At 58.4% G+C, this 16,089-nt stretch carries 16 protein-coding genes and 1 other annotated feature; of the genes, 10 read left to right on the top strand and 6 right to left on the bottom strand.

Annotation, left to right across the window (positions count from 1 at the left end; all coding sequences use genetic code 11):
- Positions 1 to 52: 52 nt before the first annotated feature.
- Both hisG and hisL read right to left on the bottom strand, forming a co-directional pair.
- Positions 53 to 952: an ATP phosphoribosyltransferase gene (gene hisG / locus EDF75_RS09880; protein ID WP_041146363.1), complete on the bottom strand. Its 900-nt coding sequence runs from the start codon at positions 950 to 952 to the stop codon at positions 53 to 55.
- Between the two features lie 46 nt (positions 953 to 998).
- Positions 999 to 1,121: a sequence feature (His leader region), on the bottom strand.
- Positions 1,097 to 1,147, bottom strand: a complete 51-nt coding sequence (hisL, locus tag EDF75_RS09875) for a his operon leader peptide (protein ID WP_115193915.1) — start codon at positions 1,145 to 1,147, stop codon at positions 1,097 to 1,099. (Overlaps the previous feature by 25 nt.)
- Before the next feature lie 175 nt (positions 1,148 to 1,322).
- Between hisL and EDF75_RS09870 the strand changes: the two genes are divergently transcribed.
- The 4 genes from EDF75_RS09870 (at position 1,323) to EDF75_RS09855 (ending at position 4,724) form a co-directional block, all read left to right on the top strand.
- On the top strand, positions 1,323 to 2,147 hold the full coding sequence (locus EDF75_RS09870; RefSeq protein ID WP_133598909.1) for an SDR family oxidoreductase: 825 nt from the start codon (positions 1,323 to 1,325) through the stop codon (positions 2,145 to 2,147).
- A gap of 38 nt (positions 2,148 to 2,185) precedes the next feature.
- A complete protein-coding gene (locus tag EDF75_RS09865; RefSeq protein ID WP_133598907.1) occupies positions 2,186 to 3,076 on the top strand; it encodes a LysR family transcriptional regulator in 891 nt (296 codons plus the stop codon).
- A gap of 234 nt (positions 3,077 to 3,310) precedes the next feature.
- A complete protein-coding gene (yoeI, locus tag EDF75_RS27590; protein WP_115193916.1) occupies positions 3,311 to 3,376 on the top strand; it encodes a membrane protein YoeI in 66 nt (21 codons plus the stop codon).
- A complete protein-coding gene (locus EDF75_RS09855) occupies positions 3,366 to 4,724 on the top strand; it encodes an APC family permease (RefSeq protein WP_133598905.1) in 1,359 nt (452 codons plus the stop codon). Before yoeI ends, EDF75_RS09855 begins: the two co-directional genes overlap by 11 nt.
- A 54-nt stretch (positions 4,725 to 4,778) precedes the next feature.
- Here the strand turns inward: EDF75_RS09855 and EDF75_RS09850 are convergent, their stop codons facing one another.
- Positions 4,779 to 5,096, bottom strand: coding sequence for an ArsR/SmtB family transcription factor (locus tag EDF75_RS09850; protein WP_045859498.1), 318 nt, complete (start codon positions 5,094 to 5,096; stop codon positions 4,779 to 4,781).
- A 237-nt stretch (positions 5,097 to 5,333) separates the two neighbouring features.
- Here EDF75_RS09850 and fusA point away from each other — a divergent pair, with 237 nt between their 5' ends.
- Positions 5,334 to 7,436: an elongation factor G gene (fusA, locus tag EDF75_RS09845; RefSeq protein WP_133598903.1), complete on the top strand. Its 2,103-nt coding sequence runs from the start codon at positions 5,334 to 5,336 to the stop codon at positions 7,434 to 7,436.
- Positions 7,437 to 7,482: 46 nt separating this feature from the next.
- Here the strand turns inward: fusA and sbcB are convergent, their stop codons facing one another.
- A complete protein-coding gene (gene sbcB / locus EDF75_RS09840; protein WP_133598901.1) occupies positions 7,483 to 8,907 on the bottom strand; it encodes an exodeoxyribonuclease I in 1,425 nt (474 codons plus the stop codon).
- A 317-nt stretch (positions 8,908 to 9,224) separates the two neighbouring features.
- Here sbcB and dacD point away from each other — a divergent pair, with 317 nt between their 5' ends.
- Positions 9,225 to 10,391: a serine-type D-Ala-D-Ala carboxypeptidase DacD gene (gene dacD / locus EDF75_RS09835; RefSeq protein ID WP_045859491.1), complete on the top strand. Its 1,167-nt coding sequence runs from the start codon at positions 9,225 to 9,227 to the stop codon at positions 10,389 to 10,391.
- A 155-nt stretch (positions 10,392 to 10,546) separates the two neighbouring features.
- Complete coding sequence (locus EDF75_RS09830; RefSeq protein ID WP_133598897.1) at positions 10,547 to 11,983, top strand: capsule assembly Wzi family protein; 1,437 nt, start codon at positions 10,547 to 10,549, stop codon at positions 11,981 to 11,983.
- Here the strand turns inward: EDF75_RS09830 and EDF75_RS09825 are convergent.
- Both EDF75_RS09825 and EDF75_RS09820 read right to left on the bottom strand, forming a co-directional pair.
- Positions 11,973 to 12,746 carry a molybdate ABC transporter permease subunit gene (locus tag EDF75_RS09825; RefSeq protein ID WP_133598895.1) on the bottom strand — a complete coding sequence of 258 codons (774 nt, stop codon included), beginning with the start codon at positions 12,744 to 12,746 and terminating at the stop codon, positions 11,973 to 11,975. The genes EDF75_RS09830 and EDF75_RS09825 overlap by 11 nt on opposite strands.
- A gap of 14 nt (positions 12,747 to 12,760) precedes the next feature.
- On the bottom strand, positions 12,761 to 13,675 hold the full coding sequence (locus EDF75_RS09820; RefSeq protein WP_133598893.1) for an extracellular solute-binding protein: 915 nt from the start codon (positions 13,673 to 13,675) through the stop codon (positions 12,761 to 12,763).
- 257 nt (positions 13,676 to 13,932) lie between these two features.
- Here EDF75_RS09820 and sbmC point away from each other — a divergent pair, with 257 nt between their 5' ends.
- From sbmC to EDF75_RS09805, 3 genes are all read left to right on the top strand, one after another.
- A complete protein-coding gene (gene sbmC, locus EDF75_RS09815; RefSeq protein WP_133598891.1) occupies positions 13,933 to 14,406 on the top strand; it encodes a DNA gyrase inhibitor SbmC in 474 nt (157 codons plus the stop codon).
- Positions 14,407 to 14,504: 98 nt separating this feature from the next.
- Entirely contained in the window at positions 14,505 to 15,563 is a 1,059-nt protein-coding gene (locus tag EDF75_RS09810) for an FUSC family protein (RefSeq protein ID WP_133598889.1), read from the top strand.
- 167 nt (positions 15,564 to 15,730) lie between these two features.
- A complete protein-coding gene (locus EDF75_RS09805) occupies positions 15,731 to 16,054 on the top strand; it encodes a DUF496 family protein (protein ID WP_041146350.1) in 324 nt (107 codons plus the stop codon).
- Positions 16,055 to 16,089: the final 35 nt, after the last annotated feature.

Here is a 16,089-nt window from a genome sequence, read left to right as displayed (position 1 = left end):
TTTCCCCTGTTTACTCTCTGAGACAGGCCCGGCGGGGCCCGTGCTGGCTGGATTACTCCATCATCTTCTCAATCGGCAGAACCAGGATCGAGCTGGCGCCGAGCGCTTTCAGTTTTTCCATGGTTTCCCAGAACAGGGTTTCGCTGCTGACCATGTGCATCGCTACGCGCTGCTTATCGCCCGCCAGCGGCAGGATCGTCGGACGCTCGGCGCCAGGCAGCAGGGCCACCACTTCTTCCAGGCGCTCGGTCGGCGCGTGCATCATGATGTATTTCGATTCCCGGGCCTGGATCACGCCCTGAATGCGGGTCAGCAGGCGGTCAATCAGCTGCTGTTTGGCATCGGCGATGTCGCCGTCGCGCTGAATCAGGCAGGCTTTGGAGCGGAACATCACTTCCACTTCGCGCAGGCCGTTGGCTTCGAGGGTGGCGCCGGTAGAGACCAGGTCGCAAATCGCGTCGGCGAGGCCCGCGCGCGGGGCGACTTCAACGGAGCCGTTCAGCAGGCAGGACTTAAACGAAATGCCTTTCTGATCGAGGTAGCGCTTCAGCAGGTGCGGGTAGGAGGTGGCGATACGCTTGCCGTCCAGCGCCGCCGGGCCGTCCCAGCGCTCGTCCGCCGGCGTGGCCAGCGACAGGCGGCAGCCGCCGAAATCCAGACGACGCAGGGTGAAGTAGCGCGGATCTTCGCCCTGAGCGCGGCGGCTCAGCAGCTCTTCTTCCAGCACGTTTTCGCCGATAATGCCCAGATCGACCACGCCGTCCATAATCAGGCCCGGGATATCGTCATCACGCACGCGCAAAATATCGATCGGCATATTTTCTGCCAGCGCAATCAGGCGCTGGGTGTGCAGATTCACTTTGATGCCGCAGCGGCTCAATAATTCGCGTGAATCTTCGCTCAGGCGGCCTGATTTTTGAATAGCTATGCGTAAACGGCTGTTGTCTAACATTCTTCTTTTCCTCTTATACCTGTCTGAATCTGTCCGAATTTAATTCAAAAAAAAGCCCCCGGAAGTAAATCTTCCGGGGGCTCTCTTTGCGTTCATGCACCTCTGGAAGATCCAAACGTCTTCCAGCACACATCGCCTGAAAGACTAGTCAGGATGATGGTGATGATGGTGGTTTTTAGATTGAACGCAGTTCATAAAATTCTCTTTGAATGACTATGCATTTGATGCCTTTAACCTAAACCAGTTCAGCGGCATAAAGCAAGGGCTTTTTACTATCATTAATTCATTTCATATTCACCGAAGAAATTGTCAGCCGCCGCCGGCTGGCGTAGCCTTAAGTCAGCACAGCGAAAGAGCCAGGAGCCAGAGTATGAAAAAGGTCGCGATTGTCGGATTAGGATGGTTGGGTATGCCCCTTGCGCTGTCGTTGATGGCGCGTGGGTGGGAGGTGACCGGCAGTAAGACGACGCAGGATGGCGTGGAGGCGGCGCGGATGTGCGGAATTGACGGCTATCCGCTGCGTCTTGAACCGCAGCTGGTTTGCGACACCGAAGATCTGGATGCATTAATGAACGTCGATGCGCTGGTGATCACCTTGCCGGCTCGCCGTACCGGGCCGGGGGAGGATTTCTACCTGCAGGCGGTGCAGGAAATTGTGGATACCGCGTTAGCCCACCACGTTCCGCGGATAATTTTTACCAGCTCTACCTCGGTATATGGCAACGCCAGCGGCACCCTGAAAGAGGGTGCCCCCCGCAATCCGCAAACCGCCAGCGGCAGGGTGCTTAAAGAGCTGGAGGACTGGCTGCATAACCTTCCGGGAACCTCGGTCGATATTTTACGCCTTGCCGGGCTGGTGGGGCCATCGCGCCATCCGGGACGTTTCTTTGCCGGTAAGTCGGCGCCGGACGGCCAGCAGGGGGTCAATCTGGTCCATCTGCAGGACGTTATCGCCGCGATTGAGCTGCTGCTGCAGGCCCCGAAGGGCGGACACATCTATAATATATGTGCGCCAAAGCATCCCGCTCGCGGCGTCTTCTATCCGCAGATGGCCCGCGAACTTGGCCTGCCGGCACCGGTGTTTGCCGATAACCCGGACGGCGGTAGCGGCAAGATTATCGACGGCAACCGCATCTGCTACGAGCTGGGGTTTGAGTATCAGTACCCGGACCCGCTGGTCATGCCGATGGAGTAATCAGTCAGCGGGAAATCGCGAACCGTAAGGGGGCGGCGATGAAACCACTGCTGGATGTCCTCGTTATTCTCGATGCGCTGGAAAAAGAGGGGAGCTTTGCCGCGGCGTCGGCAAAGCTTTATAAAACGCCCTCCGCGCTGAGCTACACCATTCATAAGCTGGAAAGCGATCTTAATATTCAGCTGCTTGACCGCAGCGGACACCGCGCGCGCTTTACCCCCAGCGGCCAGCTGCTGCTGGAAAAGGGGCGCGAAGTGCTCCACACCGCGCGGGAGCTGGAAAAACAGGCGATTAAGCTGCACCAGGGCTGGGAAAACGCGCTGGTCATTGCCGTGGACGCCACCTTTCCCTTCTCTTTACTGGCACCGCTGGTGGGCCAGTTTTATCAGCAGCACCAGCTGGCGCAGCTGCGCTTTAGCCGCGAGACCGTTAGCGGCCGCTGGGAGGCGCTGGTCGAAGGGAGGGCGGATATCGTGGTCGGCGCGTTAAGCGATCCGCCAGCCCTCAGCGGCTACGGTTTCACTTCGCTAGGCGAGCTGGAGCATATTTTTGTCGTCGCCCCGCAGCATCCGCTGGCGCAGCTGCCGGAACCGCTGAGCTGGCGGGTGATGAAGCGCCACCGGGCCATTATCTGCGGCGGCGGCTGGCCGTCCGCTGACGATCGGGAGAATCTGGAGGCGTTTGATTTTCCCGGCCTGCTGGCGCTGGTTTCCGCCGGTCTTGGCTGGGGCTATCTGCCGCGCTACCTGGCCCAAACCCAGCTTGACCGCGGCGAGCTGATAATGAAGGAGGTTGCCGCCCATCAGCCGCTATACCGGGCGTGGATTGGCTGGCATGAGGACGCATCCGGCCTCGCCAGCAAATGGTGGCAGAATGCTGTTTTAGCAAATAATGCTATTCGCAGGATATACAATACTAAAATTGTATGAATATTAGGCTGTTAAATAATTTCTGCAATTTTTTGGCTCTTCAACGGCTTGTCATCCGGCCAGTAAATGTTGCAAAATACGCGGCCTGAAAAACAGAAACTAGCCGACGCTTTTTAAAGTGTCGGTTATTTTTTTGCTTTAAAGACACATCATTCAATACCAAGAGGCCGGGCTTCGTACCGGATAGATATTTACTAAAAACCGACAGTTGTTGTCGCTGAGGAATACACAGAAATGGGGCAATTTTTTGCTTACGCGATGGCTTTCGCCGTAAAAGGGGATGACCACAATGTCGCCTAACGCTACTCCAAAAACCTCTCGCGTGGAATTACGTAAAACCCTTACGTTGATTCCGGTTGTCATGATGGGCCTGGCCTATATGCAGCCGATGACGCTGTTCGATACGTTTGGTATCGTCTCTGGATTGACTGACGGTCACGTTGCGACGGCCTACGCCTTCGCGCTGATCGCAATTCTTTTCACGGCGCTGAGCTACGGTAAACTGGTTCGTCGTTTTCCGTCGGCAGGCTCCGCCTACACCTACGCTCAGAAATCTATCAGCCCGGCCGTTGGCTTTATGGTTGGCTGGTCATCGCTGCTCGACTATCTGTTTATGCCGATGATCAACATCCTGCTGGCGAAGATTTACTTTGAAGCGCTGATGCCTTCCGTTCCGTCGTGGATCTTCGTGGTTGCGCTGGTCGGTTTTATGACCGTGTCCAACCTGCGCAGCATCAAGGCCGTGGCGAACTTCAATACCCTGATTGTGGTTCTGCAGATGGGTATCGTGGCGGTTATCGTCGGCCTGATTATCTACGGTATCATGCACGGTGAAGGCGCCGGTACGCTGACCAGCACCCGTCCGTTCTGGTCCGAAGGGGCCCACGTGGTGCCGATGATTACCGGTGCGACCATTCTGTGCTTCTCGTTCCTCGGCTTTGACGGTATCTCTTCTCTGTCTGAAGAGACCAAAGACGCCGAGCGCGTGATCCCGAAGGCTATCTTCCTGACCGCGCTGATTGGCGGGATGATCTTCATCGGCGCCTCTTACTTCCTGCAGCTGTACTTCCCGGATATCTCGCGCTTTAAAGATCCGGACGCGTCGCAGCCTGAAATCATGCTGTACGTGGCGGGCAAAACCTTCCAGTGGGGCGTGCTGATCTTCTCCAGCGTGACCGTTCTGGCTTCCGGTATGGCCGCACACGCGGGCGTTTCCCGTCTGATGTACGTGATGGGCCGCGACGGCGTATTCCCGACCAGCTTCTTTGGCTACGTTCACCCGAAATGGCGTACCCCGGCGTTTAACGTCCTGCTGGTTGGCGCAATTGCGCTGCTGGCGATTAAATTCGACCTGGTGACCGCGACGGCGCTGATTAACTTCGGGGCGCTGGTGGCCTTCACCTTCGTTAACCTATCGGTTATTTCGCAGTTCTGGATCCGCGAGAAGCGTAACAAGACTCTGAAAGACCACGTTAACTACCTGGTGCTGCCAACCTGTGGCGCGCTGACCGTTGGCGCACTGTGGGTCAACCTGGAGCAGAGCTCTATGGTGCTGGGCCTGATTTGGGGCACCATCGGCCTGGTTTATCTGGCCTGCGTGACCCGTCGCTTCCGCAACCCGGTTCCGCAGTACGAAGACATTGCCTGATCGCGCATCAGAATGAAAAAAGCCGGGGGGAGACCTCCGGCTTTTTTGTTTCCGTCACTTCTGCGCTTCCTGGCGCATCACTCTGAGTAGCGTATCCAGCAGTCCGGGAAAACGCGCCTCCAGATCCTCCCGGCGTAGAGAAATCATATTCTCCCGCCCCTGCGGGCGCTGCCATATCACGCCGCTATCGCGCAGCACGCGCCAGTGGTGGGTCATGGTGGACTTGGCAACGTCTTCATGGCGCAGGGCGTTGCAGCTCTGTTCGCTGCCGTCGGCGAGGATGCGAATAATCTCCAGCCGCATCGGATTGCCAAGGGCAAAAAGAACATTTTCAAGGCGGATTTGTTCACGTTCGGGGTGATTGGCGATCATAATATTCCTGTGTCGGCGGTTGCTCTGTTCCGCGGAACAGCAGCCCGTATCGGCGGCTGGCCGGTAATATACCCAAACTCAATCGCTAAAGCCACGCGCGGTGCTGCAGCTTCACCGATAGTAACGATAGCAAAAATAGTTCGAATATACTCGTACAGTTGTACTATGATGGATGCCGTTGAACGAACCGCGGCCGTTTCGCCGCTCACTGACAGTCAAAATGACTAAGGACGCATCATGCCCCGACCCATCCCCCTCGAACGTTATCGCAACATCGGTATCTCCGCGCATATCGATGCCGGTAAAACCACCACCACTGAGCGCATTCTGTTCTATACCGGAATGAGCCATAAGCTGGGTGAAGTGCACGATGGCGCGGCAACAACCGACTGGATGGCGCAGGAGCAAGAGCGCGGCATAACCATTACCTCCGCCGCGGTGAGCTGCTTCTGGCCCGGCATGGACCGCAGCTTTGAGCCGCACCGGATTAATATCATCGACACCCCAGGGCACGTCGATTTTACCATTGAAGTCGAGCGCTCCATGCGGGTGCTCGACGGCGCGGTAATGGTCTACGACTCCGTCGGCGGCGTGCAGCCGCAGTCGGAAACCGTCTGGCGGCAGGCGAATAAGTATCACGTCCCGCGGCTGGCCTTCGTCAATAAAATGGACCGCCCCGGCGCCGATTTCTTCCGCGTGGTGCAGATGATGATCGACCGCCTGAAGGCCAACCCGGTGCCGGTGGTGATTCCCGTCGGCGCCGAGGAGCATTTCGTTGGGGTCGTTGACCTCATCAAAATGCGCGCCATTTTGTGGGACGATGCGACCCAGGGGATGACCTTCAGCTATGCGCCGGTGCCGGATGAGCTGCTGGCAACCGCCGGCCAGTGGCGGGAGAAGATGGTCTCAGCGGCGGCGGAAGCCAGCGATGAGCTGATGGACAAATATCTCGAAACCGGCGATCTGAGCGAAGCTGAGATCGTCGCCGGGCTGCGTAAGCGCACCGTTGCCGGAGAGATCCAGCCGGTGCTGTGCGGCAGCGCCTTTAAGAATAAAGGCGTCCAGCGGATGCTCGATGCGGTCATCGAACTGATGCCGTCCCCGCTGGATATCCCGGCGATTCAGGGCGTTGATGAGCAGGGCCGGCCGGCGGAGCGTCATCCTGCTGACGATGAGCCGCTTTCGGCGCTGGCGTTCAAGCTGATGACCGACCCCTACGTGGGCCAGCTGACCTTTATCCGCGTCTATTCCGGCACCCTGAAGAAAGGGGATGCGGTCTATAACCCGGTTAAAGGTAAAAAAGAGCGTATCGGCCGCATTGTGCTGATGCACGCCAACGATCGCCACGAGGTGGACGAGCTGCACGCCGGCGATATCGCCGCCTGCGTTGGCCTGAAAGACGTCACCACCGGCGATACGCTGTGCGATCCGAATGCGATCGTCACCCTGGAGCGGATGGAGTTTCCGGAGCCGGTGATTTCGCTGGCTATTGAGCCGAAAACCAAAGCGGATCAGGAGAAAATGGGCATCGCGCTGCAGCGCCTGGCGGCGGAAGATCCGTCGTTCCGCCTGCACACCGACGAGGAGTCCGGGCAGACGATTATTTCCGGGATGGGCGAGCTGCATCTGGAAATTATCGTTGACCGGATGCGGCGCGAATTTGGCGTTGAGGCGAACATCGGCCGTCCGCAGGTGACCTACCGCGAGACGATCCGCAAAACGGTGAAAGAGGTGGAAGGCAAGTTCGTCCGCCAGTCCGGCGGTAAGGGGCAGTACGGCCACGTGGTGCTGACTCTCGAACCGCTGGAGCCCGGCAGCGGCTTCGTCTTTGAAGATGCCACCAAAGGCGGGGTAGTGCCGCGGGAGTACATTCCTTCGGTGGAAAAGGGCCTGCGTGAAGCGATGGGCACCGGCGTGCTGGCAGGCTATCCGGTGGTGGACGTCAAAGCGACCCTGACTTTTGGTTCGTACCACGACGTCGACTCCTCGGAAATGGCCTTCCGCATGGCGGCCATTTTCGGCTTCAAGGAGGGGGCGCGCAGGGCCGACCCGGTGATCCTCGAACCGGTGATGCATGTGGAAGCGGAAACGCCGGAAGAGTACGCCGGTAATATTATGGGCGATCTCTCCTCCCGCCGCGGCATGGTGCAGGGGATGGAAGAGCGCTTCGGCAGCCAGATTATTCGCGCCGACGTGCCGCTGGCCGAGATGTTCGGCTATTCCACGACGCTACGCTCGATGTCCCAGGGGCGGGCGACCTACAGCATGGAGTTCCATCATTACGCGGAGGCCCCGCGTAACGTGGCGGAGGCGATTATCGCCAGCCGCGCGAAAGGGTAAATAACCGTTCCCGGCCTGCGTTGCGCAGTCCGGGAATTTATTTATTCTAAACAATAACCTGCGCGTACTGCCACAGCGCTTTCACCAGCATCAGCTTCTCGTTATTGTCAGCATACTGCTGCTGCAGGGTTTGCAGCTCATCGGCATAAGCCTGCAAAAACTCCGGCGTAAACACCTCCCGACGATGCTCTAACCAGCGCTGCTGCTCGGCTTCATCAAGGCTGCCCGGGAAGTTTCGCGCGCGATAGTTAAACAGCAGGCGCTCGATACGCGGGTCGGCGAAGGTAATGTCCAGCGCCGGCAGGTTGCGCGGATCGGTCTCCAGCACAATCTTCATCGCCGCGCGGTCGGCATCGCTGAAGAAGCCGTTGTAGAGCTGGGTATCGACGTTATCGGAAGGCACAAACGGCTCCGCTTCGGCGAAAATGGCCACCACTTTTTCCCGCACCTGCGGCTGGCCGCGCAGCAGCTGCAGGTTATCCAGACAGCGCTGACGGTCGATGCCCAGACGCTCCGCATCTTCCGGGCGCAGCGTATTGGCCTTGGCCAGCACCGGGCACTTATTGAGGTGGACCAGCTTGATCGGTACCGCCGGCAGGTCGCGGAGGTCGGCTTTGGCGGTATACAGCCGCTCGCGCAGCGCGTCGGCGTCCAGCTCCAGCAGCGGCGACATATCGCCGGCAAGGTCAACCATAATCACCGCATTGCGGTTATCCGGATGCCACGCCAGCGGAGCCACCCAGCTGGTGTTGCCGCGCGCGGCGCCGAACATCCCGGAGACGTGGACCAGCGGCGTCATCTGCGGCACGTCAATCAGCGTCGCCAGCTTGCGCTTGTTGCGGAAGGTGTAAAGGTAGTCGAACAGGCGAGGCTGTCGGGTTTTGACCAGTTTCGCCATGGCGATAGTGGCATACACGTCGGCCATCGCATCGTGGGCGTTGCTGTGCTCGATGCCGTTGGCCACGGTCAGATGCTCAAGGCGAAAGCTGGGCAGGCCGTCGTCGTTTTCCGGCCAGTTGATGCCTTCCGGGCGCAGCGCGTAGCAGGCGCGCATCACGTCCAGCAGGTCCCAGCGCGAGTTATCGTGCTGCCAGCTCCAGGCGTAGGGATCGTAGAAGTTGCGATAGAAAATATTGCGGCTGACTTCGTCATCGAAACGCACGTTGTTGTAGCCTACAATGCAGGTCTTTGGCACCGTGAACAGGTCGTGAATGCGGCGGGCAAAGGCGGCTTCGTTGTCGCCTTTGGCGATCGCTTCCTGCGGCGTGATGCCGGTAATCATTACCGCCTGCGGCTGCGGCAGATAGTCGTCAGCCGGCTTGCAGTAGAAAACCTCGGGCTCGCCGATAACGTTAAGATCCGCATCGGTGCGGATAGCGGCAAACTGCGCCGGCCGGTCAAGGGACGGGCGGGTGCCAAAGGTTTCGTAGTCGTGGAATAAAAATCCGGGCTGATTGGCGCTATCTTGCATAGTCTGTCTATTTTCCGTGGTGGTTGGCGTCCGTACTCTAAATCGTTCGCGGTAAGCGACAAATCTGTCCGCAACGGATCTGCACGCCGTGTCGCAGCGGCCCGTAAGGCCGGTGCTCAGGGAAGAGCCGTGTCATAACGCCAACGCATATGCTGCTGAAGTATGATGCGCTATGGTAAACGATTTGCCCGGGCATCAGAAGGGCGTCGGCCGCGCAGGGCGTTTATCGTGTCATATTTTCTTGCAATTAAACCATGATATGAAAGGAGAATTTCCGTAAAAAGGACGGCGGATCTGTAAATCTTGAGGATATGCCGTTGAAAGGCCGTTTTTTTATTGCTGTAACTTTGCTCGCTTCGAGCGTTTCCTGCGCCTTTGCCGCGAATGATTTTCCCGTCACCGTGACGCCGCCTTCCATTCAGGCAGGCTCCTGGGTGCTGATGGACTACACCACCGGTCAGATCCTGACCGCCGGTAACGAACATCAGCAGCGCAACCCCGCCAGCCTGACGAAACTTATGACCGGCTACGTCGTTGACCGCGCCATCGACAGCCACCGCATCACCTTTGACGATATGGTCACCGTCGGCAAAGATGCCTGGGCGAAGGGCAACCCGGTATTCGATGGTTCATCGCTGATGTTCCTCAAGCCCGGCGATCGGCTCAGCGTCCGCGATTTAAGCCGCGGGCTTATCGTTGACTCCGGGAACGACGCCTGCGTGGCGCTGGCCGACTACGTTGCCGGTGGCCAGCCGCAGTTCGTCGCCCTGATGAACGAATACGTGCAAAAACTGCACCTGCAGGATACCCATTTTGAAACCGTACACGGGCTGGACGCGCCGGGGCAGCATAGCTCGGCCTACGATCTGGCGGTCCTGTCGCGGGCGATTATTCACGGCGAGCCTGACGTGTACCACATGTACAGTCAGAAAAGCCTGACGTGGAACGGGATCACCCAGCAGAACCGCAACGGTCTGCTGTGGGATAAAACCATGAACGTCGATGGCCTGAAAACCGGCCACACCTCTGGCGCCGGTTTTAACCTTATTGCTTCTGCCGTTGACGGCCAGCGCCGCCTGATTGCGGTGGTGATGGGGGCCGAGAGCCCGAAAGGACGCGAGCAGCAGGCGGCCAAACTGCTGCACTGGGGCCAGCAAAACTTCGACACCGTCCAGGTCCTGCAAAAAGGCAAAAAAGTCGGCAGCGAGCACATCTGGTATGGCGATAAGGACCAGATCCAGCTCGGCACCGACCAGGACTTCTGGCTAGCGCTGCCGAAGTCGGAGGTTTCGCGGATCAAGGCCAAATATGTGCTGGATCAGAAAGAGCTTGAAGCACCGATCGCCGCCAATCAGCGGGTCGGCGAAATTTCGCTCTATGACGGCGACAAGGTCGTGGCCCACTGGCCGCTGGTGACGCTGGAAAGCGTTGGCAAGGGCGGCGTATTCTCACGCATGAGCGATTATCTGCATCACAAGCTGTAGCTCCCGGCGCCGCTCTCCTGCGGAGCGGCATCCTTTCTCGCCCCACGCCGTTGTGGCGCTGGTTGGCGATTCGTTTAGTTTCAGTCAATTACCTTACCTGCTCACCCTTTAAGGAAATTCTCCGGCGCCCGTGCGCCTGAAATGGAGCTGGGAAGATGAAATTTTTCGCGCGTAGTGCGCTTTCTCTGGGGCTTGCGGCCGTTTTGAGTCCCGCAGGCTTTGCCTCTGGTCTGGTTCTGGCCGATAACGACGTCCGCAATGATTTAGCCTGGCTATCCGATCGCGGAACCCTGTCGTTGAGTTTATCGACATGGCCCCTGAGCGAAGAGGAGATCGGCCGCGCGCTGGCCAACGCTCATCCGGCAACGCCCGCAGAGAGGGTGGTGCTGAGCCGGGTGAACCAGCGTCTGAGGGCGCTAAAAGCCGACCTGCGCGTCACCGGCTATAGCTCAACCGACCGGCCGGGAACGCCGCAGGGCTTTGCCGGGTCTTATCCTGCCGACCACTCGCTCTCCGTCGCGCTCAATAACAGCGGCGAATGGTGGGATCTGCACCTGCAGGGCAACGTTGAAGGAGACAAGCGCATCGGCAATAGCTCCTACGTTAACGCCAACGGCGCCTACGGGGCGTTGAAGCTGTGGAACCAGTGGCTGGCGTTTGGCCAAATTCCGCAGTGGTGGGGGCCCGGCTATGAGGGGAGCCTGATTCGTTCCGACGCCGCGCGGCCGATGACCGGTTTTCTGCTGCAGCGTGCCGAACAGCGGGCTCCGGAGAACGCCTGGCTAAGCTGGATTGGCCCCTGGCAGTACCAGCTTTCCGCCAGCCAGATGAGCCAGTACGCGGCGGTACCGCATACTAAAATTTTTGGCGGCCGCCTGACGGTATCCCCCTTTACCTCCCTGGAGCTGGGCGCTTCGCGCATTATGCAGTGGGGCGGCGAGGGTCGCCCGTCCTCCTTTGGCAGCTTCTGGGAGGGGCTTACCGGGCGAGATAACACCGGTGATTCGGCGGACGATCCGGGCAATCAGCTGGCGGGATTTGATTTTAAACTCAAGCTGGCGCCGACCACCGGCTGGCCGGTGAGCGTCTACGGGCAGATGATTGGCGAGGATGAGGCCGGGTACCTGCCGTCCGCCCATCTTTACCTCGGCGGCGTAGAAGGGCATCACCAGTGGAACAGCAGCGCGATTAACTGGTATCTGGAGGCGCACGATACCCGCTCGAATATGGGGCGCACCAACTACATCTATAACCACTTTATCTACAAAGACGGCTACTACCAGCAGGGCTACCCGCTTGGCGACGCGATGGGCGGCGACGGGCGTCTGTACGCCGGTAAGGTCGAACTGGTGACGGAGGAGAATCAGCGCTGGAGCGCGCGGCTGGTTTACGCCGAAGTGAACCCGAAAAATCAGCGGATTAATAAAGCCTTCCCGCACGCCGATACCCTAAAAGGCGTGCAGTTAGGCTGGAGCGGGGACGTGATGCCCACCGTGCGTCTCAGCACCTCCCTGTGGTATACCGACGCTAACCACAGCAACAGCGACGATCTGGGCGCCAGTGTCGGGATTGAGCTACCTTTTAGCCTGTAACCGCCGGCGGCGATTTTCGCCGCCACGTTGCGCCTCTTCCCAGCGCAAAGCAGGCCAGCGGCAGAGGCAGGGTGACGATCAGCAGCATCCACAGCAGGGTATAAACCGCGTCAACGCCGTCGTTTTGCAGATTGGTATAGAGTTTGACCGGGATCCCTTGGGGGAAATAGGCAAAGATCATCACAATGCCAAACTCGCCGACGGCGCGCACCCAGGCCAGCGCCACCGCCGAGGCCAGCCCCGGCAGCGCTATCGGCAGGGCGAGAAAACGAAAGCGATTCCAGCCCGTAGCCCCCAGCGTTTGTCCGGCCTCAAGGATCGCCTTCGGCACCGTGGCGAAGGCGGAGCGGGCGACCACGATAAAGTAGGGCAGCGCGCCGTAGACCTGCGCCAGGACAAAGGCGGCGGGATTGTTCACCAGCGTGATCCCCACCCGCGTCAGCCACTGTCCGGCCAGCCCGTAAGGGCCGTAGGCCGAGACCAGTAAAATCCCCATCGCCAGCGGCGGCGTCAGCAGCGGGATCATCATCAGCAGTTCCGCCAGCAAACGCCGACGACCGCTGGCCTGCGACAGCCACCAGGCGGTCGGCAGGCCTATCGCCACGATCGTCGCCAGCGCCAGGCACCCCAGCCCCATCGACACGAGGAGCGCATCGTCGTCACGCCAGGCCAGCCGCAGATGCTGCCACGGCGTGACGCTAATGAGGGTAATAAAGGGGACGCTGAGCAGTAGAAGAGCCGGCAGCGCGAGCCAGCCGGCAATGCGTCCCGCGCCTTTTATCTGGCGTATAGGTTTTCCCCTTTTGCCGCGGCGTAGCCGTACTGTTTAAACAGCTGCTGCCCCTGCGCGCTTTGCATGAACTGGACGAATTTCTCTCCTTGTTCCACGCCGTTCGGCGCATTTTTCAGCACTGCGGCGTAGAACACCAGCGGCTGGGTATGCAGCGTCTGGTCTTTACCGGCGCTGTCCTTAATGGTGAAGCTGACGGTGTCGTACCACTGCTTCGCCATCGCCGGGTTGCTGAGGTTAATCTCATCGGGCAGGGCGACGTAGGGCAGGTGGGCGGAGAGCACTTCGCTCTCGTAGCCCGCCGCGGCGTCAACCTGGCCGCTCTCCAGACGGCTCAGCAGGCCGCCCTCCTGATGGGTCTGCGCCGGGTTTTGCAGCTCGCCGAGGATTTTGTTGCTGATGCCAGGCTGGCGGTAATACTTCTCGGCCAGCAGCAGGGTAAAGACGATATTCTGACCCTTAGGATCGACGTACGGGTCGGTGCGGCCAAAGCTGACGTCTTTCTGCGCCAGCAGCTTCAGCCACGAGGCGTCCTGGTTTTTATTCGCCGCGGCAAACTGCGCGGCATATTTTCCTTTGGGGCTGTACGCGACCACCATGCTGGTGCTGGCGACCGGTATCGCCTCGTCGATCAGCCCGGCGTCTTTGAGGATTTGCATCGGACCCGGGGTAATGGAAATGAAAACGTCGGCGGTCAGCTTGTGGCTGGCCAGCAGGCGCGCCATGCCGTAGGCGCCCTGGCCTTGGCCCTGATAATCGCCGCTTTGCGCTTTGGCAAACGCCGGGCCTAGCCCCTGATCCATCACTTTACCCATCGAGCCGGCGTAGGTGACGCGAATATCCTGCGCCATCGCCGCATGAGCAAACTGCAGTGCCAGCACGGCGGCCAGCGTAAACTTCATTTTTCCTTGCATCGATATTCCCACTCGTTATGTTTTTATTTACATAACGATTATCAATAATCAGCGCGGCGAAAACAATTTATCCAGAGGTGGCATTGAGGCGCGGTTGAAGTAACCGTTCTGCGTGCCGGCTTCCTGAATCATTTTTTCAACGCCGGCCAATGGCGACTCTGTGAATCCGCGCACATACTGTTTTTTGGCTGCCTGCTACATTGCATGTATATTTATACAGTGTTTCAATCAATCGCGGAGGCAATATGAACTACAGCGTTAAGTCCGTCGGCGCGCGTAAAATCGCCGGTTTTCATATGGTTGGGCCCTGGGAACAGACCGTTAAGCAGGGCTTTGAGCAGCTGTCGGCGTGGGTCAGCAGCCGCCAGATCCCGGCCCGGGAGTGGATCGCCGTCTATTACGACAACCCGGAGCAGGTTCCGGCAGAGAAGCTGCGCTGCGACACCGTGGTTACGGTGGATGACGACTTCGTCATTCCTGCCAATAGCGAAGGGACGATCCTCACCGAGATCGCCGGTGGGGAGTACGCTTTTGCCAGCGCGCGGGTGCTGAATCATGATTTCTCCACGCCCTGGCTGCAGTTCTTTGCAAGCCTGCTGCAAAGTAAAGAGTATCAGCTGGCGGCAAAACCCTGCTTTGAGCGCTATCTTAACGACGGCAATCACGACGGCTACTGGGATATCGAAATGTACGTGCCGGTTGAGCACATCGGCAGGTAGGCGCTTATCCCCGAGATGTACAAGGTTTCTTACATTAGCGTGAGGCGTGCGGTGAAAAAACAGTTACAATCGGCCTTTTCTTCTTAGCGGAGAGAGTCGTGCGCGCTGATAAATCACTTAAGCCTTTCGAAATTCGCCTGTATCGACATTACCGAATCGTGCATGGCATTCGCATCGCGCTGGCTTTTGTTCTCACTTTTTTACTGGTACGGCTGCTGAAGGTACCGGAAGGCACCTGGCCGCTGATTACGCTGGTGGTGGTGATGGGGCCGATATCGTTCTGGGGCAACGTGGTGCCGCGCGCGTTTCAGCGGATCGGCGGCACCATCCTCGGTTCTGCGCTGGGGCTGGTGGCGCTCAAGCTGGAGCTTATCTCCCTACCCGTGATGGTGCTGTGGTGCGCGGCGGCGATGTTCCTCTGCGGCTGGCTGGCCTTAGGGAAAAAGCCCTATCAGGCGCTGCTGATCGGCATTACGCTGGCGGTGGTGGTAGGGGCGCCGCCGGGAGACATGAACACCGCGCTGTGGCGAAGCGGCGACGTTATCTTCGGTTCCCTGCTGGCGATGCTGTTTACCGGTATCTGGCCGCAGCGGGCGTTTCTGCACTGGCGTATCCAGATGGCAAATTACGTTACTGCCCTTAATCGCCTGTATCAGGCCGGGATCTCACCAAACCTGGTCGAGCGTCCGCGGCTGGAAAAGCACCTGCAAAAAGTCCTCAACGACGTGGTAAAAATGCGCGGACTGATTACGCCGGCAAGTAAAGAGACCCATATCCAGAAGGCCATTTTCGAGGCGATTCAGACCGTCAGCCGTAACCTGGTCTGTATGCTTGAGCTGCAGGTCAACGCTTACTGGGGCTCTCGACCGGGGCACTTTGTGATGCTAAATTCCCGTACGCTGCGCGAAACTCAGCAGATGACCCAGCAAACGCTGCTGACCATCGCCCACGCCCTCTATGAAGGTAACCCGCAGCCGATCCGCGCCAATACTGAAAAGCTTAATGAAATCGTCGCCGAACTGCGTCAGCTTATTAGAGAGCATCCGGGCGAAAACCTCTCGGAAACGCCGATACACGGCTACGTCTGGCTGACGATAGAGCTGGCGCGCCAGCTTGAGCTGCTGTCGAATTTGATCTGTCGGGCGTTGCGTAAATAAAAGCCAGATGCGCGAGAACGACCACAGGTTGCTTCGATTCAGCAACATTTAGGGGTATGATAACCCTAAAGGAAAAAACATTGTCATCAGCGGCTGCTAACAGTTATGTTAGCCCTATATTGCAGTCGCTTTAGCGAATCCGAATCTCAAATATTAGGGGTATAAAAATGGAAACAACTAAGCCTTCTTTCCAGGACGTACTGGAGTTTGTTCGTCTGTATCGTCGTAAGAACAAGCTGCAGCGTGAAATTCAGGACGTTGAGAAAAAGATCCGCGATAACCAAAAGCGCGTACTGCTGCTGGACAACCTCAGCGATTACATCAAACCGGGCATGAGCGTTGAAGCTATCCAGGGCATCATTGCCAGCATGAAGAGCGATTACGAAGATCGCGTTGATGATTACATCATCAAAAATGCTGAACTCTCTAAAGAGCGCCGCGACATCTCCAAAAAGCTGAAAGTTATCGGCGAAGCGAAGGTCGAAGAGTAATCTCCTCGACCCTGCCCGGCGGCGGTTCTCGTCGC

This window comes from Klebsiella sp. BIGb0149 (assembly GCF_004362605.1).
GTDB lineage: Bacteria > Pseudomonadota > Gammaproteobacteria > Enterobacterales > Enterobacteriaceae > Klebsiella > Klebsiella terrigena.
Note: the sequence above shows the minus strand (reverse complement) of the source record. Positions and strands in the feature narration are given on the sequence as shown.